19 protein-coding genes are annotated in these 23111 nt (G+C 53.5%); 17 read left to right on the plus strand and 2 right to left on the minus strand.

Annotated features, from left to right (window positions below):
* The first annotated feature begins 2 nt into the window (after positions 1-2).
* The 6 genes from ACTJI9_RS12840 (at position 3) to ACTJI9_RS12865 (ending at position 6471) form a co-directional block, all read left to right on the plus strand.
* The gene (locus ACTJI9_RS12840) at positions 3-1298 is read left to right on the plus strand and encodes a glutamate-5-semialdehyde dehydrogenase (RefSeq protein ID WP_337354242.1); all 1296 of its coding nucleotides are present in this window, start codon (positions 3-5) and stop codon (positions 1296-1298) included.
* A 47-nt stretch (positions 1299-1345) separates the two neighbouring features.
* Positions 1346-1942 carry a nicotinate-nucleotide adenylyltransferase gene (locus tag ACTJI9_RS12845; RefSeq protein ID WP_115054766.1) on the plus strand — a complete coding sequence of 199 codons (597 nt, stop codon included), beginning with the start codon at positions 1346-1348 and terminating at the stop codon, positions 1940-1942.
* A 154-nt stretch (positions 1943-2096) separates the two neighbouring features.
* Entirely contained in the window at positions 2097-2480 is a 384-nt protein-coding gene (rsfS, locus tag ACTJI9_RS12850) for a ribosome silencing factor (protein ID WP_115054305.1), read from the plus strand.
* Positions 2481-2557: 77 nt separating this feature from the next.
* Positions 2558-3040: a 23S rRNA (pseudouridine(1915)-N(3))-methyltransferase RlmH gene (gene rlmH / locus ACTJI9_RS12855; RefSeq protein ID WP_337354243.1), complete on the plus strand. Its 483-nt coding sequence runs from the start codon at positions 2558-2560 to the stop codon at positions 3038-3040.
* A gap of 195 nt (positions 3041-3235) precedes the next feature.
* Entirely contained in the window at positions 3236-4525 is a 1290-nt protein-coding gene (macA, locus tag ACTJI9_RS12860) for a macrolide transporter subunit MacA (RefSeq protein ID WP_440808417.1), read from the plus strand.
* A 2-nt stretch (positions 4526-4527) separates the two neighbouring features.
* Positions 4528-6471 carry a MacB family efflux pump subunit gene (locus tag ACTJI9_RS12865; RefSeq protein WP_440808420.1) on the plus strand — a complete coding sequence of 648 codons (1944 nt, stop codon included), beginning with the start codon at positions 4528-4530 and terminating at the stop codon, positions 6469-6471.
* Between the two features lies 1 nt (position 6472).
* Here the strand turns inward: ACTJI9_RS12865 and ACTJI9_RS12870 are convergent, their stop codons facing one another.
* Positions 6473-7354 carry a LysR substrate-binding domain-containing protein gene (locus ACTJI9_RS12870; RefSeq protein ID WP_115054301.1) on the minus strand — a complete coding sequence of 294 codons (882 nt, stop codon included), beginning with the start codon at positions 7352-7354 and terminating at the stop codon, positions 6473-6475.
* A gap of 127 nt (positions 7355-7481) precedes the next feature.
* Here ACTJI9_RS12870 and ACTJI9_RS12875 point away from each other — a divergent pair, with 127 nt between their 5' ends.
* Entirely contained in the window at positions 7482-8978 is a 1497-nt protein-coding gene (locus ACTJI9_RS12875) for a CoA-acylating methylmalonate-semialdehyde dehydrogenase (RefSeq protein WP_115054765.1), read from the plus strand.
* A 53-nt stretch (positions 8979-9031) separates the two neighbouring features.
* Here ACTJI9_RS12875 and ACTJI9_RS12880 read toward each other — a convergent pair whose 3' ends face one another.
* Positions 9032-9685 (minus strand): GntR family transcriptional regulator, encoded by a 654-nt coding sequence (locus ACTJI9_RS12880; RefSeq protein WP_440808422.1) that lies wholly within the window; start codon positions 9683-9685, stop codon positions 9032-9034.
* Positions 9686-9766: 81 nt separating this feature from the next.
* Here ACTJI9_RS12880 and ACTJI9_RS12885 point away from each other — a divergent pair, with 81 nt between their 5' ends.
* From ACTJI9_RS12885 to pyc, 10 genes are all read left to right on the plus strand, one after another.
* The gene (locus ACTJI9_RS12885; RefSeq protein WP_115054299.1) at positions 9767-10660 is read left to right on the plus strand and encodes a dihydrodipicolinate synthase family protein; all 894 of its coding nucleotides are present in this window, start codon (positions 9767-9769) and stop codon (positions 10658-10660) included.
* A gap of 22 nt (positions 10661-10682) precedes the next feature.
* Positions 10683-11936, plus strand: coding sequence for an NAD(P)/FAD-dependent oxidoreductase (locus tag ACTJI9_RS12890; RefSeq protein WP_440808488.1), 1254 nt, complete (start codon positions 10683-10685; stop codon positions 11934-11936).
* A 5-nt stretch (positions 11937-11941) separates the two neighbouring features.
* Positions 11942-12943, plus strand: a complete 1002-nt coding sequence (locus ACTJI9_RS12895; protein WP_440808426.1) for a 4-hydroxyproline epimerase — start codon at positions 11942-11944, stop codon at positions 12941-12943.
* A gap of 267 nt (positions 12944-13210) precedes the next feature.
* Positions 13211-14119: a branched-chain amino acid ABC transporter permease gene (locus ACTJI9_RS12900; RefSeq protein ID WP_115054296.1), complete on the plus strand. Its 909-nt coding sequence runs from the start codon at positions 13211-13213 to the stop codon at positions 14117-14119.
* Positions 14120-14123: 4 nt separating this feature from the next.
* The gene (gene livM / locus ACTJI9_RS12905; RefSeq protein WP_307281012.1) at positions 14124-15530 is read left to right on the plus strand and encodes a high-affinity branched-chain amino acid ABC transporter permease LivM; all 1407 of its coding nucleotides are present in this window, start codon (positions 14124-14126) and stop codon (positions 15528-15530) included.
* Positions 15530-17056, plus strand: a complete 1527-nt coding sequence (locus ACTJI9_RS12910) for an ATP-binding cassette domain-containing protein (RefSeq protein ID WP_440808430.1) — start codon at positions 15530-15532, stop codon at positions 17054-17056. The genes livM and ACTJI9_RS12910 overlap by 1 nt, the downstream gene beginning before the upstream one ends.
* Complete coding sequence (locus ACTJI9_RS12915) at positions 17056-17787, plus strand: ABC transporter ATP-binding protein (RefSeq protein ID WP_115054293.1); 732 nt, start codon at positions 17056-17058, stop codon at positions 17785-17787. The genes ACTJI9_RS12910 and ACTJI9_RS12915 overlap by 1 nt, the downstream gene beginning before the upstream one ends.
* Positions 17788-17829: 42 nt before the next feature.
* Entirely contained in the window at positions 17830-18183 is a 354-nt protein-coding gene (locus ACTJI9_RS12920) for a DUF6867 family protein (protein ID WP_115054292.1), read from the plus strand.
* 126 nt (positions 18184-18309) lie between these two features.
* Positions 18310-19425 carry a branched-chain amino acid ABC transporter substrate-binding protein gene (locus tag ACTJI9_RS12925; RefSeq protein ID WP_115054291.1) on the plus strand — a complete coding sequence of 372 codons (1116 nt, stop codon included), beginning with the start codon at positions 18310-18312 and terminating at the stop codon, positions 19423-19425.
* A 168-nt stretch (positions 19426-19593) separates the two neighbouring features.
* Positions 19594-23052, plus strand: a complete 3459-nt coding sequence (pyc, locus tag ACTJI9_RS12930) for a pyruvate carboxylase (RefSeq protein ID WP_440808435.1) — start codon at positions 19594-19596, stop codon at positions 23050-23052.
* The last annotated feature ends 59 nt before the right edge of the window (positions 23053-23111 follow it).

The following is a 23111-nucleotide window of genomic DNA, read 5'->3' on the forward strand; positions in this document are numbered from 1 at the left end:
ACATGTTGACACGTACAGGTGCAAACACTCCAGAGGCTGAAGCCATTGTTGAATTGATGGCAGAGACAGGCCGCAAGGCACGAGCGGCTGCGCGTCCATTGGCTATAGCATCGCCGGAAGTCAAAACGGCTGCGCTCTTGGCAATGGCGGATTGCATTGAACGCCGCAAAGCGGAAATTCTTCAAGCCAACGAGCAGGATATGACCAATGGCGCAGCTGCGGGAATGACGCCTGCGCTGCTTGACCGGCTCAAGCTTGATGACAAACGGATCAGTGGTATCGCCGACAGTATCCGTGTCATTGCCGACTTGGCTGATCCTGTCGGTCAGGTTATTGCAGAGTGGGACCGCCCGAATGGTTTGCATATTGAGCGTGTCCGTACTCCGCTCGGCGTTATCGGCGTCATCTATGAAAGCAGACCGAATGTTACAGCGGATGCTGGAGCGCTGTGTTTAAAGTCCGGCAATGCCGTAATTTTGCGTGGCGGCTCGGATTCAGTGCATTCCTCACGGGCGATCCATGCGGCCCTTTCAGAGGGGTTGGAGTTGTCGGGTTTGCCGCGCGACGCAATCCAACTCGTATCGACAACCGATCGTAGCGCCGTTGGAGAGATGCTCAAAGGGCTTGATGGCAATCTCGACGTAATCATCCCACGTGGCGGAAAGAGCCTTGTTGCAAGAGTGCAGGCAGAGGCACGTGTTCCGGTTTTTGCGCATCTGGAGGGGCTCTGCCACGTCTATATTGATGGATCGGCCGACCTTAATCTGGCGCGCAAGATTGTTGTGAATGCTAAAATGCGCCGGACAGGCGTTTGCGGATCCGCGGAGACGCTTCTGGTCGACCGGCTCATTGCACCGACTTATCTCACGCCGCTATTGAATGATCTTGTTGAAGCGGGCTGCGAAATTCGCGGAGACGAGCAGGTGACCAAGCTTTACGGCAAAGCGAAAGTTGCGACGGAAGCGGATTGGTCAACTGAATATCTGGATGCGATCATTTCCGTGAAACTGGTCGATGGTATTGAGGGCGCGCTGGATCATATAAATCGCTATTCATCGCATCACACGGAAGCGGTCATCGCCGAAGATGAAAGTGTCGTGGAGCGGTTCTTCAATGAAATCGACTCAGCGATTCTGTTGCACAATGCATCGACGCAATTTGCCGATGGCGGTGAGTTCGGCATGGGTGCAGAAATCGGTATCGCCACCGGCAAGATGCATGCGCGGGGTCCTGTTGGAGTTGAACAACTGACTTCATTCAAATATCTCGTCCGCGGCACGGGTCAGATACGTCCGTGATATTTACACCGGCGAGTATCCCCGGCATTAGCGATGCGCATCTGCGTATGCCATTTGTTGAAAAGGGTATGGCTGTCGGCTTGTTCGGTGGATCGTTCAATCCCCCGCATGCGGGTCACGCGCTTGTCGCAGAAATCGCGATGCGCAGGCTCAAACTCGATCAGCTCTGGTGGATTGTCACGCCGGGAAATCCCCTGAAGGACAAGCGGGAACTAGCGCCGCTCTCCGATCGCCTGGAAAAATGTGAAGCGTTGATTCATGATCCCCGGGTGAAGGTCACGGCATTTGAAGCGGCTCACCACATTCGTTACACGGCGGATACGCTGGCTTTGATAAAACTGCGGAATCCCGGCGTGCATTTCGTATGGATAATGGGTGCGGATAGTCTGGCGGACTTTCATCATTGGCAGCGATGGCAGCAAATTGCCACGACATTTCCGATTGCCGTTATTGATCGCCCCGGATCAACGCTCGCATTTCTGTCGTCGCGCATGGCCAAGACATTTGATTACGCCCGTATCGACGAGGATGATGCGCCCATTCTCGCGCGAGCTCAAGCGCCGGCGTGGACGTTCATTCATGGGCCAAGGTCATTGCTTTCATCCACTGAAATACGCAACGGGAATATGAAAACAGGCGGCTAAAAGAACCTGTTGCGGGTTAGATCAAGATGACGTCTTGAAACTGCCATGCGACTCTGCCTATCTTATACGTGTGCAGTGAGTTTAGTAGCTGCGGCGCGTTGTTCTTAAAGGGAAAGGAATTACACTGAGAACAGCAATTCAAAAGAAGGAAGCTTTGGCTCCTTCAACGGCAGAGATCAGCGGTATCAATACCGTCGCTCGTGCCCTCAAATCAGTGCTTGATAGTCTCGATGACTCCAAGGCTGAACAAATTGTCCCCATCGACCTTCGCGGCAAATCTGTCATCGCTGACCATATGGTCATCGCGTCCGGACGATCGCATCGCCATGTCACGGCCGTTGCGGATCAGCTCCTTCGGACTCTGAAAGAGAACGGATATGGCAATAATGCCAAGGTTGAAGGTCTTACCAGCGGTGATTGGGTGCTGATCGACACGGGCGATATCATCATCCATATTTTCCGCCCCGAAGTGCGGGAGTTCTACAACATCGAAAAGATGTGGCAGGCTCCGGAACTTGACGGTGAAACCGTACACTAGCGCCGAATAGCTCTGGTGTTTTTTTAGCCGGCGAAAGGTCCGGTTGAGCAGTTTTAGGTCTGCCGGACTGGAGTATCATGCGTATCAGTGTGTTTGCCGTGGGCCGCATGAAGTCCGGTCCGGAACGTGAGCTGGCGGACCGCTATCTCGACCGGTTCAAAAAGACAGGCGCTTCATTGGGCCTCGAATTTTCGTCTGTGACGGAAATAGTGGAAAGCCGTGCGCAGCAGGCAGACCTGCGAAAACAGGAAGAGTCTGCTCAGTTATTGAAAGCTCTTGATGCTGGTGGTGTGTTGGTGCTTCTCGACGAACGCGGAAAAACCATGGCGTCTGAGGTATTTGCGTCCAGCATCGCGAAATTTCGCGATGAGGGGAAACGGCAGCTGCTGCTGGCGATTGGCGGGCCGGATGGTCATGATGCTGCGTTGAGGGAGCGTGCGGACCTCGTTCTCGCGCTCGGTGCCATGACTTGGCCGCACCAAATCGTCCGTATTCTTGTCGCCGAACAACTTTATCGGGCCACAACAATACTTTCAGGTCACCCGTATCACCGCGTTTAAGCGCGGGATTTTGAGTAAAAACGTTACAAATAAGTAATTCAGCCATCATTCATCTGAGCACTTCATAATAGGCGCTCTTGATCATTACAAAAATATAATGATCTCAAAGCTTTTCGAACGAACCACTCCTGTCCATTTCTTGATAGTATCAATCGAGGTGGAGTGCTTCATCTGCGAAGAAGGTGGAATGGGTCGATGACTAAAATTGCCAAGGTGACCGGTCATGAGAAGCCAACGCTGGAAGACTCGAACGTAACGTTTATCCCAGGCGCGGTTCCCCCAGGACGCAAGAAAAAGCGCTCGCGTCTTTGGATGTGGTTGCCCGTCGCTATCCTTGCAACAGGCGCCGGTTACTATGCATGGACGTCTTACAGTGCTTCCACATCAACAACCGCTGTGATCACCCAACCCGTTGTGAGAGCCGACATCGAGAACGCAGTCACTGCTGTTGGCACGCTGGATTCGATTAAGTCAGTCGATGCTGGTGCGCAGGTTTCTGGTCAGTTGAAAGCTCTGCATGTCGAAATCGGTGACAAGGTAACCCAGAATGAACTGATTGGTGAGATCGATCCGGCAACCATTCAAAACCGGATTGAGATCGATCAGGCGGAGCTTGCCAACCTACAAGCGCAACTCGTGTCAAAAAAGGCTCAGCTTGTGCTGAAACAGGCAAATATCGAACGGCAGCGTAACTTGGTGGCAACCCGCTCAGTCTCGCAATCGACGCTCGATCAGGCTGTTGCTGATCTGGCGACGGCGGAGGCTGATGTGAATGCGCTTGAAGCGCAAATCCGAAAGCAACAGGCGACCCTGGACGGCGATCAGGTCGATCTCGGCTATACGAAGATTTATGCGCCAATGGCTGGAACCATCGCAGCCGTGCCGGTCAAGGAGGGGCAGACGCTGAACGCCAGCCAGACAGCGCCGACTATTGTGACAATCGCCGATCTTTCTACGATGACGGTCAAGGCACAGGTCTCAGAAGCTGATGTCAGCAAACTCAAGCTGGGAATGGACGCGTATTTCACACTGCTCGGGCAACCGGGCAAACGATATACCGGCAAGCTTCGCCAGATACAGCCTACGCCTGACATTGAAAACAACGTCGTGCTTTACTATGCGCTATTCGACGTGCCCAATATTGATGGCGACCTTATGATTTCAATGAGCGCACAGGTCTTCTTCCTGCAATCAGCGGCGAAAGATGTGCTGGTGGTTCCGAGCTCGGCAATTCGCGTGAAAAAAGGTTCCAGCGCGGCTGCGGATGACAAACGCCAGTTCGAGGTCAGCGTCGTTGATGCCTCCGGAAAAACATCCACACGCGATGTTGAAGTTGGCATTCGCAATCGCGTGAATGTGGAGATCAAGAGCGGCCTGAAGGAAGGCGATCTTGTTGTTGTCGGTCAGGCAAGCGATTCCACCAATGCCGCAAACGGTTCCGGCAATCGCTCGCAGCGCGGCCAACGCATGCCACGGATGTTCTAGATATGACAGCGCTCATATCGCTCAAGGACATCAGCAAAACCTACTATAATGGCGACCTTTCAGTCGAGGTTCTGCATGGCATCTCACTCGATATAGAGGCGGGCGAGTTCGTTGCCATTATCGGGCAGTCCGGGTCGGGCAAATCAACGCTGATGAATATTCTGGGCTGTTTGGATCAGCCGACCAGGGGCAGTTATCAGCTGGATGGAGAGAGTGTTTCGGGGTTTGAGCCAGATGAACTGGCCGGATTGCGGCGACGAACCTTTGGCTTCGTTTTCCAAAGCTATAATTTGATTCCCACTGCCAGTGCGCAAGAAAACGTTGAAGTGCCCGCAGTCTATGCCGGTGCTTCGGCACAAGACCGGCACGATAGGGCGGAAGCGCTGCTGAACACACTCAACCTGGGTGATCGGTTGGATCACAGGCCGAACCAACTGTCCGGTGGACAGCAGCAGCGCGTTTCGATTGCACGGGCTTTGATGAATGGCGGGAGGATCATTCTGGCAGATGAGCCAACCGGCGCTTTGGATAGCCAAAGTGGCGAAGAGGTCATGGCGCTGTTGCGAAAAATGAACGAGAGCGGCCACACGATTATTGTTATTACCCATTCGCGAGAAGTGGCCGAGCAGGCGGATCGTTTAATCGAACTGCGTGACGGACACGTCGTCTCTGATCGTACCAAAAAAGGACGCAGCAATCCTGAAGCGGCTTTTGGTTTGAAGCAGAAGGCGGTTGATGGGGTTGCCGCGATCGCAGACGTATCCGAAGCAATCAAGATGGCGGTTCGCGCTTTGCGCGCAAATCTGTTTCGCACAATTCTCACCCTGCTGGGCATTGTGATCGGAGTCGGCTCAGTGGTGGCAATGCTGGCGATTGGCACGGGGGCCCAAAACTCGGTTCTGGACCGCATTTCATCAATGGGTTCAAACCTGCTGGTTGTGCGACCGAACATGGCGAATTTTCGCGGGGGGCAGGGCGGCAGCATTGTAACGCTGGTTCCGGCCGATGCCGATGCAATTCTGGACGTTCCAAATGTGTCATTCGCCGTTCCTGAAATGACCAGTACAGTGACTGTTCGTTATGGGAATGTTGATTATCAGACGTCAGCCAATGGGACAGTTCCGCAATTTACCGATGCCAAATCATGGAAAGTCGGAGCGGGGGAGTTCATCAATCAACAGGATATGACCAATTATGCGCCGGTGGCCGTACTTGGCCAAACGGTCGCCAAGACGCTCTTTCCGGACGGTGAAAGCCCGCTCGGAAAATATGTCCTCGTCAGCAAAATCCCTTTCCAGATCATTGGTGTCATGAGTGAAATGGGAGCAGGGCCGGGCGGAAATGATCAGGATGATACGATTATCGTGCCGCTGACGACGGGTAGCACGCGGCTATTCGGCCAACGGAATGTGCGCTCTATCACTGTGCAGGTTAAAGATGGGTCGCTCATAGACGCCACGCAAACGACTATCCAGCAATTGCTGGATGAGCGTCACAAAAAGCAGGACACGCAAATTACCAATATGGCTTCAATTCGTGAGGCTGTGACAGAGACTTCGAATACGCTGAAATTGTTTCTTGGCGCCGTGGCGGCCATTTCGCTTCTGGTAGGCGGAATTGGCGTGATGAACATCATGCTCGTCAGCGTCAGTGAACGGACGCGCGAGATTGGGGTGCGTATGGCTACGGGCGCGCGACAGCGCGATATTCTGCTCCAGTTCATCATAGAAGCGCTGGTCGTTTCGGCGGTAGGCGGAGCCATTGGCGTTGTAGCGGGCCTTGGCACAGGAGTTCTGGCAAAGCTGATGGGCGCGCCCATCAGCTTCACCGTTGGGCCAGTTGCGCTGGCCTTTGCCTGTTCGTTTCTCACGGGTCTGGTCTTTGGTTATCTGCCGGCCAGAAACGCCTCCAAGCTACAGCCGGCGGTTGCCTTGAGTTCAGAATAGATCAGGAAAAGCGGCTCGCTTCACTGTGAACCAGATCGGAAATAAAACCTGATACTGCGGTTATGCGGCGAAGCGTACGCACTGACTCGTGATAGGAAAGCCAATAGGAGCGGCGGATTTTTCGTTCTGGCATAATGGCTACCAGTTCTTCATGCTCGCGCGCGATAAAAGTATGAAGAATGCCGATCCCAGCACCAGCCTTGACCGCTTCGACCTGCCCCAAAGCACTCGATATCTCAAAACCGGGGTGCCATTCGCGGGTAATTTCCGGCGCATAATTCAGTGACTGGCTGATCACCAGATCATCGACATAGCCGACCAGTCGGTGCTGGGGTAGTTCTTCGATTGATTGGGGTGCGGGATGGGCGGCTAGATAAGCGCGGCTGGCATAGAGGCACAGACTGTAATCGACGAGTTTTCTTGCGACCAGACGACCCTGGTCGGGACGGTCCACGGTAATTGCAATATCGGCTTCCCGCCGTGACAGTGAGAAAGAACGTGGAACCGGAACAAGCTGAATCTTGAGATCCGGATAATTCGCCGTTAGCCGGGCAAGCCGCGGTGCCAGGAAAGTTACGCCAAATCCGTCCGGCGCGCCGATGCGAACTGAACCGGATATGGCCACGTCAGCATCTCCGAGGGAAGAGCGCGCAGCCAGCATTTCCGCTTCCATACGCTCGCCTGAAAGAAGAAACTCTTCTCCCGCGCGCGTCAGTTCGCAACCATTTGTGCGTCTGGTCAGCAGCTTGGTGTTGAGCGCTGTCTCCAGAGCCGTTAGTCGCCTTGCTACCGTCGCGTGGTTGACGCCCAGCCTTTTCGCTGCGCCGAGTATCTGGCCTGAACGTGCTACGCTCAGGAAAATGCGGACATCATCCCAGTTCATCAACCACCTCCTAATGTATCTTACATTGTTTTTTGCACAACGGATGCGCTTCTGCACGTCTTGCATTTAACATTTTGAAGCGCCTATGATGCCGCATACGAAGATCATCAAAGGGAGGTTGCTCGCAATGCGCGAAGTTGGACATTTTATCGGTGGCAAGCATGTCGCTGGCACAAGCGGTCGCACGACCGAAATTTTTCAGCCCATGGATGGTACAATTCAGGGAACGGTTGCACTGGCCACTCCGGCCGAAGTACGCGCAGCCGTGGAAAACGCCAAAGCAGCTCAGCCTGCATGGGCAGCAACCAATCCGCAGCGCCGCGTTCGTGTCATGCGCAAGTTTCTTGAACTTGTTGAAGCGGAATACGACTCATTGGCTGAACTCCTTGCCCGCGAACATGGCAAGACCATCCCTGATGCCAAAGGCGATATCCAGCGCGGTCTGGAAGTTGTTGAAGTTTGCCTGGGTGCGGCTCACATGCTCAAGGGCGAATTTTCCGACAGTGCAGGCACTGGCATTGATGTATATTCGATGCGTCAACCGCTTGGCGTCGTTGCAGGCATAACACCCTTCAACTTCCCGGCGATGATCCCGCTGTGGAAAGCTGGCCCCGCCATTGTCTCGGGTAACGCATTCGTCCTGAAGCCTTCAGAGCGTGATCCCGGCGTGCCGATGCGCCTTGCCGAACTCTTTATCGAAGCTGGATTGCCCGCAGGCATTTTCAACGTTGTCAATGGCGACAAGGAAGCCGTGGACACGCTGCTCGACGACCCGGACATCAAAGCAGTTGGCTTTGTCGGATCCACGCCGATTGCTCAATATATTTACAGCCGTGCCACGGCAAATGGTAAGCGTGCACAGTGCTTCGGCGGCGCCAAGAACCATATGATCATCATGCCCGATGCTGATATGGATCAGACAGTGGATGCGCTGATCGGTGCAGGTTATGGCTCGGCTGGCGAGCGCTGCATGGCGATTTCGGTTGCGGTTCCAGTGGGCAAGGAAACAGCAGACCGTCTCGTTGCAAAGCTTATTCCACGCGTTGAGGCTCTGAAGGTCGGGCCGTCTACTGACCTGACGGCAGATTACGGTCCAGTTGTAACGAAACAGGCGCTTGAGCGTATCCAGGGCTATGTTGATCTTGGCGTGAAAGAAGGCGCGAACCTCGTCGTTGATGGGCGCGGCTTCAAGATGCAGGGTTATGAAAATGGCTACTATATGGGTGGCTGCCTCTTCGACAATGTGACGCCTGACATGCGCATCTACAAGGAGGAAATCTTTGGGCCGGTGCTCGGTATTGTCCGCGCCGACACTTACGAAGATGCACTTCGTCTGCCTAACGAGCATGAATATGGCAATGGCGTCGCTATCTTCACCCGCGATGGCGATGCGGCGCGTGATTTTGCATCACGTGTGCAAGTCGGCATGGTCGGTATTAATGTGCCGATCCCGGTTCCAATTGCCTATTATACATTCGGTGGCTGGAAAGGTTCAGGCTTTGGTGATTTGAACCAGCATGGTCCGGACGCATTCCGGTTCTATACCAAGACAAAGACGGTCACATCTCGTTGGCCTTCGGGCGTCAAGGATGGCGCGGAATTTGTTATTCCAACAATGAATTAAGCTGTTCTGCTGGAACAGTATCAAGCCGCCTGCAATTTTGCCGGCGGCTTTTTTTATGGTGCAAGTACCCTGAGATGTTCGATCAGCTTGCTTGCCGCATCTTCGGCACGTTCCGGATTGCGGTTGATGATCGCTTCAATCAGCGCTTTATGCGCTGCGACTGACTGTTGCAGTCCGCCGGGTCGTTGCAGGCGAAACCAGAAACGCCGGCTATGGGTTTGCAAGGGCGAGGCAAGGCGGGCTGCAAATGGATTTCCAGCGGCCTGACCCAATACAGTGTCGAACGTCTTATCGGCTGTCAAAAACCCGGCAACATCCTCCGAGCTCACCGCTTTGCTCATCGCATCGGAGGCTTCTCTTAACCTGCGGTGATGCAACTGCGCACCAAATTGCGCTGCACCGCGTGCCAACACGCGTTCTATCCCTTCACGGGCATCGAGAACTTTGGAAAAATCCTGCGGATTCAGTTCGGCAATCGCTATCCCTGAGCGGGGTCTGATTTCCATCAACCCTTCCCATGCAAGCTTCTGCACCGCTTCCCGAACAGGTGTGCGCCCCATTCCCGTTATATCGGTTAGCGCACGTTCGTTGACGATCGCGCCGGGCTCAAGGCTGAGCATGACGATCATTTCTTCAATCTGCCGGTACGCCAGTTCTGCGAGGCTTTCACCTGATTGGACGGGTGTATGTGCAGTGGTTTGAAACATGTGCAAGGATCTTTCAATGAAACGATTGACAGTAATGCATCCTACAGATATATTTCTGATATATCAACAAGGAGTATGATCATGTGGTCAGGTGTTCTTCCCGCAGTTACCAGCAAATTCACCGATGATGATAGGCTTGATCACGGCGAAATGGAACGTTGCTTCTCCCTGTTGATGGAGGCTGGCTGCGATGGTCTGATTGTTGCCGGTTCGCTTGGCGAAGGCCCTATGCTTAGCCATGATGAAAAACTTGAAGTTCTGAAAATAGCGCAAGGTGTAGCCAAGGGTAAGCCGGTTCTACTCACAATCAATGAGGCCGCGACCCGCGACGGGGCAGCTCTTGCAAAACGCGCTGCCAAGGCAGGTGCAGACGGGTTGATGCTTGTTCCAAGCCCCATCTATCATACCGACCCGGAAGAGACGGTCACCACATTGAAAGCCGTTGCGGCTGCGGGCGATCTTCCAGTGATGATTTATTCAAATCGTATCGCCTATCGCGTCGACGTTACCAGCGCGATCTTGTCCGAGCTTGCTTCGGATGATCATTTTGTTGCGATCAAAGAGTCATCAGACGACATTCGCCGCACGACGGACATTATCAATGAGTTCGGCACACGTTTCGATCTGTTCACGGGTGTCGATAATCTTGCTTTTGAGGCATTGACTGCTGGTGCTGTTGGCTGGGTTGCAGGTCTCGTAACGGCCTTCCCGAAAGAAACAGTAGCCATCTACAAGCTTGTGCTCGCGGGGCGTTACGCTGAGGCGCTGGAAATCTATCGTTGGTTCCGCCCGCTTCTGGATCTCGATGTTTCAACCTATCTTGTGCAGAATATCAAGCTGGCAGAAGTGCTGGAGATTGGAACGAATGATCGTGTACGCTTGCCGCGTCAACCTCTGCGCGGAGAACGCCGAGCATCCGTTGAAAAGACAGTGAGAGATGCGATAGCTTCACGTCCAGCGTTGCCGTCGCTTTGAGTTTCGTGTCACTTTATTGATCATGCCAAGAGACAATATCGATATTCTGATTATCGGCGCCGGTATTGTCGGTGTAGCGACAGCAGCTATTCTTGCAGAGAGTGGCCGCAAAGTACTCGTCGTCGACCGTCAGGGTATTTGCGAAGGAACAAGCTCCGGCAATGCCGGAGCTTTGGCTTTTTCGGATATATTGCCGATGGCCTCGAAGGGCGTGCTTGCAAAAGTCCCTGGCTGGCTTATGGACCCGCTTGGTCCATTTACTATCCGCCCGTCATACCTCCCAAAACTTTTGCCTTGGTTGTATCGATTCTGGCGGGCCAGCAGCGCCGACATGCTTGAGCATACAGTACAGGCGCAAGGGGCGATGATGCGTCTCGCTGAGCCTGAGATGCTCGGGCTGATGCAGCGCGCCGGTCTCGGCCGGATGGTCCGTGAAGATGGTTCATTGGAGCTTTACGAGAGTGAAGATGAACTGAATGCGTCGTTATCCGGATGGAGTGCGAGACGCGCTGCCGGGATTGCCTTTGAGCATTTGCGGGGCAGTCAGTTGCGAGAGTGTCAGCCGGGCCTTTCCCCCCGGTTCATTGCCGGAACGTTTGTGCCTGGGTGGAAGACCGTCAGCGACCCAAAACATGTCGGTGAAGGTCTGTGGAATTATGCGCAGCGGAATGGTGCTATTTTTTACCAAGGGGAAGTTGCCTCAATAAGTGCAGGAGAGCAGGGCGCAATTGCGCATTTTGCCGATGGGCGCACAATCAATGCTGCCAAGATCGTGGTTGCTGCAGGAGCCTGGTCACATCATCTGGCCCAAAATCTTGGTGATCGGATTCCGCTGGAAACGGAGCGTGGGTACAATACGACGCTGCCCGTTGGCGCCTTCGATCTGAAACGGCAATTGATCTTTTCCGGGCATGGGTTTGTGGTTACTCCGCTGGAAACAGGTGTGCGTGTTGGCGGTGCTGTGGAGCTGGGCGGCTTGAAATTGCCACCCAATTACAAGCGCGCTGAAATCATGTTGAGTAAAGCTGAGCAATTCATGCCGGGATTGCAATCAAAGGGTGGGCGTCAATGGATGGGATACCGGCCTTCGACGCCAGATTCACTTCCTGTTATAGGTACTTCCCGATTGACGGATGATGTTCTCTACGCTTTTGGGCATGGCCATCTCGGACTTACCCAATCTGGGGTAACAGCCCGGCTGATCAGCGATCTGATTGGTGGTCATGCTTCCTCTATATCGATTGCCCCTTACAGTCCCAAACGCTTCAGGAGTTAGCTCAGATGGTACGTCATTCATTCTTCTGTATAGATGGCCATACTTGCGGAAATCCAGTTCGGCTGGTGGCTGGCGGTGGCCCAAACCTGACGGGCGCATCAATGATGGAAAAGCGCGCGCATTTTCTCAGCGAATTTGACTGGATCAGAACCGGTTTGATGTTTGAGCCTCGCGGACACGACATGATGTCGGGCTCGATACTCTATCCTCCAACACGGGATGATTGCGATATCGCTATCCTGTTTATCGAAACATCCGGATGCCTTCCCATGTGCGGTCACGGAACGATCGGGACCGTGACCATGGCGATCGAGCATGGACTGGTTACTCCAAAAGTGCCGGGTATTTTGCGGCTGGACACGCCCGCTGGTCTTGTCGTCGCCGAATATACACAAGAGGGGCAATATGTAACGAGCGTGCGAATCACCAACGTACCTGCCTTCCTTTATGAGGAGGGTTTGGAAGTCGAGTGTCCGGATCTGGGGACGCTCCTTGTCGATGTGGCTTATGGAGGAAACTTTTACGCCATCGTAGAACCTCAGGCCAATTATAGGGATATGGCTGATTACAGGGCGCTGGATCTGATCGGGTGGAGTCCTGTGTTGCGGGAGCGCTTGAATGAGCGTTACACATTCGTTCATCCGCAGAATCCCGGGATCAATACACTCAGCCACATCCTGTGGACCGGAGCCCCGATTCATCCGGAGGCTCATGCGCGGAATGCTGTTTTTTACGGCGACAAAGCGATTGATCGCTCACCCTGCGGCACGGGCACATCAGCGCGCATGGCGCAGCTTGCGGCCAAGGGAAAACTCAAGCCGGGCGATGATTTTGTGCACGAATCTATCATAGGCTCATTGTTTCATGGGAGGGTTGAAGAGGCGGTGACAGTGGGAGAAAAGCCAGCGATTGTTCCATCCGTGGCGGGATGGGCGCGCATGACCGGCTACAATACAATTTTTATAGATGACCGGGACCCGTTTGCCCACGGTTTTGTGGTGAAGTAACGCTTTTCGCTGCATTGCAAAATTATCGCTCATGTGGTGATTTCTGCTAAAATGGACGGATACGCTGTAAAAAACGCCAAGGATTGGGGCAAATTTGGTGCAAAATTCTGGAGAATCTGTGCCAGCAAATATAAAGTGTGTGGCGGGTCGCAAAAAAGCATTTGCTTTCTGTATTGCACGCGCTAGGTGTAATAATGTTGGGGCAACAGTAACCGGATAAAAAAACCGGACAAGAAACTTCCCAATAAAACGAGGGGTATCGTTGCAATGGAGTATTTCATCCAGCAATCGATCAATGGGTTGACGCTTGGTTCAATTTACGGCCTGATCGCCATTGGTTACACGATGGTCTATGGGATCATCGGTATGATTAATTTCGCCCATGGCGATGTATTCATGCTTGGCGCCTTTATGGCGATGATTGTTTTTCTTGCATTAACAACATTTATCGGTGGCGTTCCGGTTGTGCTGGCGCTGTTATTGATGATGCTTGTCGCCATGCTGTTGACCGGCCTTTGGAGCTGGACAATCGAGCGATTAGCTTATCGGCCCTTGCGCGGTTCCTTCCGGCTGGCACCATTGATCACCGCTATCGGCATGTCGATTGCGCTGTCCAATTTTGTGCAGGTTACACAGGGCCCTCGCAACAAGCCAATTCCACCGCTGGTCAATGGCGGCATTATAATTCCTGGTACCGATATCAGCATTGCTTACAAGCAGATGGTGATCATCATTGTTACCGCAATCCTTTTGGTTGCCTTCTGGTACCTCGTTAACAAGACGACGCTAGGCAGAGCCCAGCGCTCCTGTGAGCAGGACCGCAAGATGGCCGCCTTGCTTGGCATTGACGTTGATAAAACAATTTCCATGACATTCGTGATGGGCGCGATGCTCGCAGCTGTCGCTGGTACGCTATACCTGATGTTCTATGGCGTTATTTCCTTCACGGACGGCTTTACGCCCGGTGTAAAGGCTTTCACGGCGGCTGTTCTTGGCGGTATCGGCTCTTTGCCGGGTGCGGTGATCGGCGGACTACTGATTGGCCTGATTGAGGCTCTCTGGTCGGCCTATTTTTCTATCGACTACAAGGATGTTGCGGCATTCTCGATCCTGGCGATCGTTCTGATCTTCCTGCCGTCGGGCATTCTCGGCCGGCCCGAAGTCGAAAAGGTTTAAGCATATGGCCGATGTACAAACGTCTAACCCGGAATCTAATTTCGCCAAAGCGGTGAAAGAAGGACTGGTCGCTGCCGCCCTTGCCTTGGGATTGTTCCTTCTCATTGTCGGCTTTCGCACGGATCAGAATATTCGCAATGAGCTTGTGCTAAACCAGCGTTGGGGTCTGCTTGCGATATTTGTTCTGGTTGCTGGTGTCGGCCGGTTTCTGCTGACGGCATATGTCACGCCCTGGAATGCAGCACGCGCGCTGAGCAAGCGAACCGTTGCGGCAAAAGAGGCAAAAGAACAGTCTGCCTTTCGCAAGAGCTTTCCCAAAATTGGTCTTGCGCTGCTGTTTGTCTATCCATTTTTGGTGATCGGAACGCTCGCGCTTTATAATGGCTCGATGATGGGCGGACTGCAGGGCTCGCTCAAATATGTCGACAATTTCGGTATCCAGATTCTCATCTACGTCATGCTGGCATGGGGTCTGAACATTGTTATCGGACTGGCCGGGCTGCTGGATCTTGGCTATGTCGCCTTCTATGCGGTCGGGGCGTATTCCTACGCGCTGCTGTCGTCGCATTTTGGTCTGTCATTCTGGCTTCTCTTGCCCATGGCAGGTATCTTCGCTGCATTGTGGGGTATCGTGCTGGGCTTTCCGGTCCTGCGCCTGCGCGGCGACTATCTTGCCATCGTGACCCTGGCCTTCGGTGAAATCATTCGCCTTGTGCTGATCAACTGGACCGTCGTTACCAAGGGCACATTCGGTATTTCCGGTATCGCCAAGGCAACATTGTTCGGCATTCCGTTCACGCCCGGACCCGGTGGCTTCGCCAATTTGCTCGGCCTGCCCAATTCCGGCGTCTATTACAAAATATTCCTCTATTACCTGATCCTGCTTCTGGCACTTTTGACGGCCTGGGTGACCATACGCCTGCGCCGCATGCCGATCGGTCGCGCATGGGAAGCTTTGCGCGAGGACGAAATCGCCTGCCGCTCGCTCGGTATCAATACCACGACCACCAAGCTGACGGCCTTTGCCACAGGCGCAATGTTCGGCGGTTTTGCCGGATCGTTCTTCGCCGCGCGTCAGGGCTTTGTCAGCCCGGAAAGTTTCGTCTTCCTCGAATCTGCAATTATTCTGGCGATTGTGGTTCTGGGCGGCATGGGTTCGCTCGTCGGTATCGCGATTGCTGCTGCTGTCATGATCGGCGGTACGGAACTATTGCGCGAGCTTGAATTCCTCAAGCACATTTTCGGCAATGATTTTACGCCGGAGCTCTACCGCATGCTGTTGTTCGGTTTGGCCATGATTGTGGTCATGGTGTGGAAGCCGCGAGGTTTCGTGGGGAACCGTGAACCAAGTGCATTCCTGCACAAACGAAAACTGGTATCGAGCGAATTCACCAAAGAAGGGCACGGCTGATGGTTTCGGAAGTGCAAAAAAATAACAACGCAATTTTGCGTGTAGAGCGCCTGTCAATGAAGTTTGGTGGCCTGATCGCCATCAACGATCTGAACTTCGAGGCCAAGCGCGGTGCCATCACCGCACTGATCGGCCCCAACGGAGCAGGCAAGACAACGGTCTTCAACTGCATCACCGGCTTCTACAAGCCGACTGAAGGCATGTTGACCATGACCCGCCAGAATGGTGAGGAATATCTGCTTGAACGCATGGCGGATTTTGTCATTACCAAGAAGGCGAAAGTGGCGCGTACTTTCCAGAATATCCGGCTGTTTTCCGGCCTGACTGTTCTGGAGAATCTGCTCGTTGCCCAGCACAATCCTTTGATGCTGTCATCGGGCTATACGATACTCGGGTTGCTCGGCTTTCCGACCTACAAAAAGGCCGCGGCTGACGCGATTGAGAAAGCCAGGTTCTGGCTGGAAAAGATCAATCTTGTGGATCGAGCCGATGATCCTGCTGGCGATCTTCCCTATGGTGCGCAGCGCCGTCTGGAAATTGCGCGTGCCATGTGCACCGAACCGGAATTGCTTTGCCTTGATGAGCCAGCTGCTGGCCTCAATGCACGTGAATCGGCTGAGCTTAACAAGCTTCTGCTCGACATTCGCGACGAGACAGGCACATCCATCCTTTTGATCGAGCACGATATGTCGGTTGTGATGGAAATTTCCGATCATGTCGTCGTGCTCGAATATGGCACCAAGATTTCTGACGGCACGCCGGATAGCGTGAAGAACGATCCAAAGGTTATTGCGGCCTATCTCGGCGTTGAAGACGAAGAAATCGTCGAGATGCTTGAGCAGGCAGAAGCTGCTGGTGTTGACGATCTGACTGCTGCCGTCGATCTCATGTCGAGCGAAGCTATTCATGAATTGGAAGAAACCCATCCGGATGCGGCGGCTGTCAGCCTCGTTACCATGGGACCGGCTCGCCCGGCAAAACCCGCAGCAGCGAAAAAACAGTCTGTAGCCAAGCCGGCACGGACAACGGCGTCCACGGCGACGGGAACTTCAGAAGCCAAGCCAGCAGCGAAGAAAACGCCAGTGAAAGCTGCACCAGCCAAAGCTGAACCAGCAAAACCCGTCGCTACAAGGCCCGCTGCACCCAAGAAAGCCGCCCCCGCTGCAGCAGCACCAGCGGCTGCAAAAAAGCCTGCACCAAAGGCGCCAGCCAAAGCTGCGGCTTCGGCCTCACAGATCAAGGCAGGCGCGACAGCCAATGCGCTGGCGGCACCACGTGGCGGGAAAGCCGACAGATTGATCGATATCAAGGGCATTGGGCCGGTTAATGAGCGCAAGCTCAACGAGCACGGCATATTTCACTTCGATCAGATTGCTTCCTGGAAGAAAGCGGATGTTATTGCGGCCGAGGCCTATCTGGCATTTGACGGGCGCATTGCTCGCGAAGACTGGATTGGCCAAGCCAAGGCCATGGCCAAGGCAAGCCAAAAGAAACCGGCACCCAAGAAGAGCGGAGGAGCTGAATAATGGCGGAGAATAAAGCTCTTCTCAGCATCGAGAATGTCGAGACCTATTATGGCAATATCCGTGCGCTGAGCGGTGTGACCGTTCATGCGGATGCGGGTGAGATCGTCACGCTGATCGGCGCCAATGGCGCAGGCAAATCAACGCTGATGATGACGATTTTCGGCATGCCCCGCGCGCGCTCGGGCCGCATCATGTTCGATGGCAAGGATATCACGCAGTTGCCAACGCATGAGATCGCAAGGCTGCGCATTGCACAATCTCCTGAAGGCAGACGGATTTTCCCGCGCATGACCGTGCAGGAAAATCTGCAGATGGGTGCCAGTCTCGACAAGCTGGAATATTTCGATGAGGACGTGCGCAAGGTCTTCGACCTGTTTCCGCGTCTCAAGGAACGTATCAATCAACGTGGCGGAACGCTTTCGGGTGGTGAGCAGCAGATGCTCGCCATTGGCCGCGCGCTGATGGCCCGGCCCCGGCTGCTGCTGTTGGATGAACCTTCGCTTGGCCTGGCTCCCCTGATCATCAAGCATATTTTCGAGGCGATCAAGGAACTCAACAAGACAACCGGCCTGACCGTGTTTCTGGTCGAGCAGAATGCCTTTGGTGCGTTGAAGCTTGCCGACCGCGGTTATGTGATGGTCAACGGCATTGTGACGATGAGCGGCGCGAGCAAGGACCTTCTGGCCAATCCGGAAGTGCGGGCGGCCTATCTCGAAGGCGGGCGTCACTGACAAGACAAGACGGCTCAAAAGGGCCGCAAGGAGAACTTCGCCATGCAGGGCATATTATACGAAGAACCTTCCATCTGGCTGTTCATTCTGGTCACCTGCGTCATGGGTGGCTGGGCCGCATGGATGGCTGGACGGGCTTGCGCCAAGACGTGGCGGCCAATCGCTATCCTTGTCTTCTACATGCTGCTGCTGGGCGTCGGTGTACGCTTCATCCATTTTGCCCTTTTCGGCGGCACAATGGTCACGCTGCACTATTACATCATCGACACTATCGTTCTCATCATCATCGGAACACTGGGGTATAAGTACACAAGAACAAACCAGATGGTGAGGCAATATCACTGGCTCTACGAAAAAGTTTCTCCTTTCAATTGGAAGGAAAGAACAGGAGCCTGATCTATCCCGCTGATGCGAAATGAATCAGCGTGACAACCGCCGGAAAATCGGCAAATGTAGTCTTAAGCGATGCCAAAAATCGTCGCGAGGGGTTTGGTAAGTACCTAGAAAAAGGGGAGTTTTCAAATGAAGAAGTCACTGTTTTCAGGCGTTGCATTCGCTGCGATGCTCGCTCTGAGCAGCAACGCCTATGCTGACCTTCTAATCGGTGTTGGTGGCCCAATGACCGGCCCGAATGCTGCATTTGGTGCGCAGCTGCAGAAGGGCGCAGAGGCAGCCGTTGCGGCAATCAATGCCGCTGGCGGCGTAAATGGCGAGCAGATCAAGCTTTCGCTCGGCGATGACGTTTCCGATCCAAAGCAGGGTATTTCAGTTGCCAATAAATTTGTTGCAGACGGCGTGAAGTTTGTTGTCGGTCACTTCAACTCCGGCGTTTCAATCCCGGCTTCTGAAGTTTACGCGGAAAACGGCATTCTGGAAATCACACCAGCTGCAACCAACCCGGTATTCACTGAACGCGGTCTGTGGAACACATTCCGTACATGCGGTCGTGATGACCAGCAGGGCGTCGTTGCCGGCGGTTACATTGCCGAAAAGTTCAAGGATGCCAAAATCGCTGTCGTTCATGACAAGACACCATATGGCCAGGGTCTTGCTGACGAAACCAAGAAGACACTGAATGCAAAGGGTGTAACCGAAGCCCTTTATGAAGGTGTCAATGTTGGCGACAAGGATTTCTCCGCGCTTATCGCCAAGGCGAAACAAGCTGGTGTAACTGTTCTTTATTGGGGCGGTCTGCACACGGAAGCTGGTCTGATCATTCGCCAGCTCGCCGATCAGGGCCTGAAAGTTACATTCATTTCCGGTGACGGCATCGTGTCGAACGAATTGGCTTCAATTGCTGGTGATGCAGTTGCAGGCACGTTGAATACGTTCGGTCCAGATCCAAGCAAGGATCCTGCAAACAAGGAACTCGTTGAGAAATTCCGCGCACAGGGCTTCGAACCAGAAGCTTACACGCTGTATTCCTACGCAGCGACGCAGGTTATTGCCGCAGCAGCAACACTTGCCAAGTCCAATGATCCTGAAACCGTCGCCAAGACGATGAAGGAAAAGGGACCATTCAAGACTGTGCTCGGTGATATTGCTTTCGACGAAAAGGGCGATCCAAAGCTTCCAGGCTACGTCATGTACGAATGGAAGAAGGGCGAAGACGGCAAGTATACCTATACACAGCAGTAATTTTCCTGCTTTTGATATTAGCGAATGCCCGGTCTTGTACCGGGCATTTTGCTATTGGAAATTTCCTCTTCCTGTGATCAATATGTATTGTTTGCACTGCAGCAATCTTTCAGCCGCTTTAAAAACCTCAAATCAATTTTGATTTGCTTCTCGTCCGGAGTTTTCATTTTGCCCATCAAGAAAATCCTCGTCGCCAATCGATCAGAAATTGCCATCCGCGTATTCCGTGCGGCCAATGAGCTTGGCATGAAAACCGTGGCGATATGGGCGGAAGAGGACAAGCTTGCCTTGCACCGGTTCAAGGCCGATGAATCCTATCAAGTTGGTCGTGGTCCGCATCTGGCAAAGGATATGGGGCCGATCGAGAGTTATCTGTCGATTGAAGAAATAATTCGCGTAGCGCGGCTGTCGGGTGCTGATGCAATCCACCCTGGCTACGGACTTTTGTCAGAAAGCCCGGAATTTGCTGATGCGTGCGCAGAAGCCGGCATAACATTTATCGGCCCAAAGCCTGAAACCATGCGCCGCCTTGGCAATAAGGTTGCTGCCCGCAATCTGGCAATTGAAATTGGTGTCCCGGTTGTGCCTGCAACGGAACCTTTGCCGGAAGACATGGATACCATCAAGGAGATGGCGGAGAAGATCGGCTATCCGGTGATGCTCAAAGCTTCTTGGGGCGGCGGCGGTCGCGGCATGCGGGCCATCTTCAAGCCGGAGGATATTGCCCGTGAAGTCACCGAAGGCAAACGCGAAGCCAAAGCAGCCTTTGGCAAAGACGAAGTTTATCTGGAAAAACTGGTCCAGCGCGCCAGACACGTTGAAGTACAGATATTGGGCGACACGCATGGAAATGCGGTTCATCTGTTCGAACGCGACTGCTCGATTCAGAGACGTAACCAGAAAGTGGTTGAACGTGCCCCAGCGCCTTATCTCAGCGAGGAACAGCGCAAGGAGATCGCCGATTACGGCCTGAAGATCGCCAAGGAGACGGCCTATATCGGTGCTGGAACCATCGAATTTCTGATGGATGCAGATACCAATGAATTCTATTTCATCGAAGTGAATCCGCGTATTCAGGTCGAACACACGGTTACTGAAGAAGTAACCGGTATTGATATTGTCAAAGCGCAGATCCGTATTCTTGAGGGCGCAACGATTGGTACGCCGGAATCCGGGGTTCCTGCCCAAAAAGATATCCGGCTAAATGGTCATGCTTTGCAATGCCGCATCACAACGGAAGATCCGGAGCAGAATTTCATTCCCGACTATGGCCGTATCACTGCCTATCGCGGGGCAACGGGCTTCGGCATACGTCTTGATGGTGGAACTGCCTATTCCGGCGCGGTCATCACACGCTTCTATGACCCGCTGCTCGAGAAGATAACCGCCTGGTCTCCAACCGCTGAGGAAACCATCCACCGCATGCATCGTGCCTTGCGGGAGTTCCGCATTCGCGGTGTTGCAACGAACCTGACATTTCTAGAAGCAATCATTACCCACCCCAAGTTCACGGATAATACTTACACAACGAAGTTTATCGACACGACGCCAGAACTGTTTGAGCAAGTTAAACGTCAGGACCGTGCGACCAAGCTTCTGACCTACCTTGCTGATGTGACTGTGAACGGCCATCCAGAAACCAAGGGACGGGCAGTCCCGCCTGCCGAGGCAGCATTGCCGCGCGTTCCATTTATCGAAACGCCTATTCCGGATGGGACAAAACAGCTTCTTGATCAGTTAGGGCCGAAAAAATTCGCGGAATGGATGCGCAACGAAAAACGCGTCTTGTTCACCGATACCACCATGCGCGACGGCCATCAGTCGTTGCTTGCTACACGTATGCGCACCTATGATATTGCGCGTGTTGCAGGCACTTATGCGCGCGCTCTGCCACAACTTTTCTCACTGGAATGTTGGGGCGGCGCGACGTTTGATGTGTCAATGCGGTTTTTGACGGAAGATCCTTGGGAGCGGCTGGCGGAAATCCGTGAGCAGGCGCCAAACATCCTGCTCCAGATGTTGCTGCGGGGAGCCAATGGGGTTGGCTATAAAAGTTACCCGGATAATGTTGTAAAGTATTTTGTCCAACAGGCCGCACGCGGTGGAATTGATGTATTCCGCGTTTTCGACAGTTTGAACTGGGTCGAAAACATGCGTGTGAGCATGGATGCAGTGCTGGAGGAGAACAAGCTTTGTGAGGCCGCGATCTGCTACACGGGCGATATTCTAAACTCCGCCCGACCGAAATATGATCTCAAATATTATGTTGATCTGGCACAGCAGGTGGAGAAGGCCGGAGCGCATATCATAGCGGTCAAGGACATGGCTGGTCTATTGAAGCCAGGCGCTGCCAAGGTGCTTTTCAAGGCTTTGCGAGAAGCTACGGACTTGCCATTACACTTCCATACCCATGACACGTCCGGCATTGCCGCGGCCACTGTTCTGGCGGCGGTGGATGCTGGCGTCGATGTGGTCGATGCCGCTATGGATGCGCTTTCAGGGAATACTTCACAGCCTTGCCTTGGCTCCATTGTGGAAGCGCTGAAAGGAACGGAACGTGATCCGGGTCTTGATCCAGAATGGATTCGCCGGATTTCGTTCTATTGGGAAGCCGTGCGCACGCAATATGCCGCATTTGAGAGTGACTTGAAGGGGCCTGCCTCGGAAGTCTATCTGCACGAAATGCCGGGTGGCCAGTTTACCAATCTCAAAGAACAGGCCCGCTCGCTTGGCTTGGAAACGCGCTGGCACGAAGTCGCGCAAGCCTATGCGGACGTCAACCAGATGTTTGGCGATATCGTCAAAGTGACGCCGTCATCGAAGGTTGTTGGTGATATGGCTTTGATGATGGTGAGCCAGGATCTTTCGGTCGAAGACGTGAAGAATCCGGAGAAGGATATTTCTTTTCCCGACTCCGTTGTTTCGATGATGCGCGGTGATCTGGGCCAACCGCCACAAGGCTGGCCAAAGGAAATCCAAAAAAAGATATTGAAGGACGAGAAGCCTTTTACCGAGCGTCCCGGTGCGTTGCTGGCGGCTGCGGATCTTGCTGCGGAACGCAAGGAAATCGAAGAGAAGCTGGAGCGCAAAATCAGCGATCAGGAATTTGCGTCCTATCTGATGTATCCCAAAGTGTTCACTGATTTTGCTGTGACGCACAATACATATGGTCCAACCAGCGTCTTGCCAACGCCTGTCTATTTTTATGGTCTGGGACAGGAAGAGGAAGTCTTTCTTACCATTGAACGTGGGAAGACCCTGGTTGTGCGCAATCAAGCCGTGGGCGAGACGGATGAAAAGGGCATGCGCACGGTCTTCTTTGAGATGAATGGCCAACCGCGGCGCGTCAAAGTTCCTGACAGAACCCACGGGGCAAGCGGTGCCGGCGTAAGACGTAAGGCAGAACTTACCAATGAGAAGCATGTTGGCGCGCCAATGCCGGGCATTGTATCGACTGTTGGTGTCTCGGCAGGCCAGAAAATTAATGCGGGTGACGTTCTTCTATCGATTGAAGCGATGAAGATGGAAACTGCACTGCGTGCGGAGCGTGACGGGGTGGTCGCAGAAGTGCTTGTTCGTTCAGGCGATCAAATCGATGCAAAGGACCTTATGATCGTCTATGAATGAGTCGGTTTGCGCAGAATTCATCTCAATTTTGTTCATATATGATCAAAAAGAGTGATTTG

This window comes from Phyllobacterium sp. 22552, from assembly GCF_052044585.1.
GTDB lineage: Bacteria > Pseudomonadota > Alphaproteobacteria > Rhizobiales > Rhizobiaceae > Phyllobacterium > Phyllobacterium ifriqiyense.

Excerpts from the sequence above, each read along its gene's own strand:
- macA (WP_440808417.1), top strand. The coding sequence starts at position 3,236 with ATGACTAAAATTGCCAAGGTGACCGGTCATGAGAAGCCAACGCTGGAA.
- ACTJI9_RS12925 (WP_115054291.1), top strand. The coding sequence starts at position 18,310 with ATGAAGAAGTCACTGTTTTCAGGCGTTGCATTCGCTGCGATGCTCGCT.
- ACTJI9_RS12920 (WP_115054292.1), top strand. The coding sequence starts at position 17,830 with ATGCAGGGCATATTATACGAAGAACCTTCCATCTGGCTGTTCATTCTG.
- ACTJI9_RS12865 (WP_440808420.1), top strand. The coding sequence starts at position 4,528 with ATGACAGCGCTCATATCGCTCAAGGACATCAGCAAAACCTACTATAAT.
- ACTJI9_RS12895 (WP_440808426.1), top strand. The coding sequence starts at position 11,942 with ATGGTACGTCATTCATTCTTCTGTATAGATGGCCATACTTGCGGAAAT.
- ACTJI9_RS12885 (WP_115054299.1), top strand. The coding sequence starts at position 9,767 with ATGTGGTCAGGTGTTCTTCCCGCAGTTACCAGCAAATTCACCGATGAT.
- ACTJI9_RS12875 (WP_115054765.1), top strand. The coding sequence starts at position 7,482 with ATGCGCGAAGTTGGACATTTTATCGGTGGCAAGCATGTCGCTGGCACA.
- ACTJI9_RS12915 (WP_115054293.1), top strand. The coding sequence starts at position 17,056 with ATGGCGGAGAATAAAGCTCTTCTCAGCATCGAGAATGTCGAGACCTAT.
- livM (WP_307281012.1), top strand. The coding sequence starts at position 14,124 with ATGGCCGATGTACAAACGTCTAACCCGGAATCTAATTTCGCCAAAGCG.
- ACTJI9_RS12890 (WP_440808488.1), top strand. The coding sequence starts at position 10,683 with ATGCCAAGAGACAATATCGATATTCTGATTATCGGCGCCGGTATTGTC.
- ACTJI9_RS12880 (WP_440808422.1), bottom strand. The coding sequence starts at position 9,685 with ATGTTTCAAACCACTGCACATACACCCGTCCAATCAGGTGAAAGCCTC.
- rlmH (WP_337354243.1), top strand. The coding sequence starts at position 2,558 with ATGCGTATCAGTGTGTTTGCCGTGGGCCGCATGAAGTCCGGTCCGGAA.
- ACTJI9_RS12900 (WP_115054296.1), top strand. The coding sequence starts at position 13,211 with ATGGAGTATTTCATCCAGCAATCGATCAATGGGTTGACGCTTGGTTCA.
- ACTJI9_RS12845 (WP_115054766.1), top strand. The coding sequence starts at position 1,346 with ATGCCATTTGTTGAAAAGGGTATGGCTGTCGGCTTGTTCGGTGGATCG.
- ACTJI9_RS12910 (WP_440808430.1), top strand. The coding sequence starts at position 15,530 with ATGGTTTCGGAAGTGCAAAAAAATAACAACGCAATTTTGCGTGTAGAG.
- ACTJI9_RS12870 (WP_115054301.1), bottom strand. The coding sequence starts at position 7,354 with ATGAACTGGGATGATGTCCGCATTTTCCTGAGCGTAGCACGTTCAGGC.
- ACTJI9_RS12840 (WP_337354242.1), top strand. The coding sequence starts at position 3 with ATGTTGACACGTACAGGTGCAAACACTCCAGAGGCTGAAGCCATTGTT.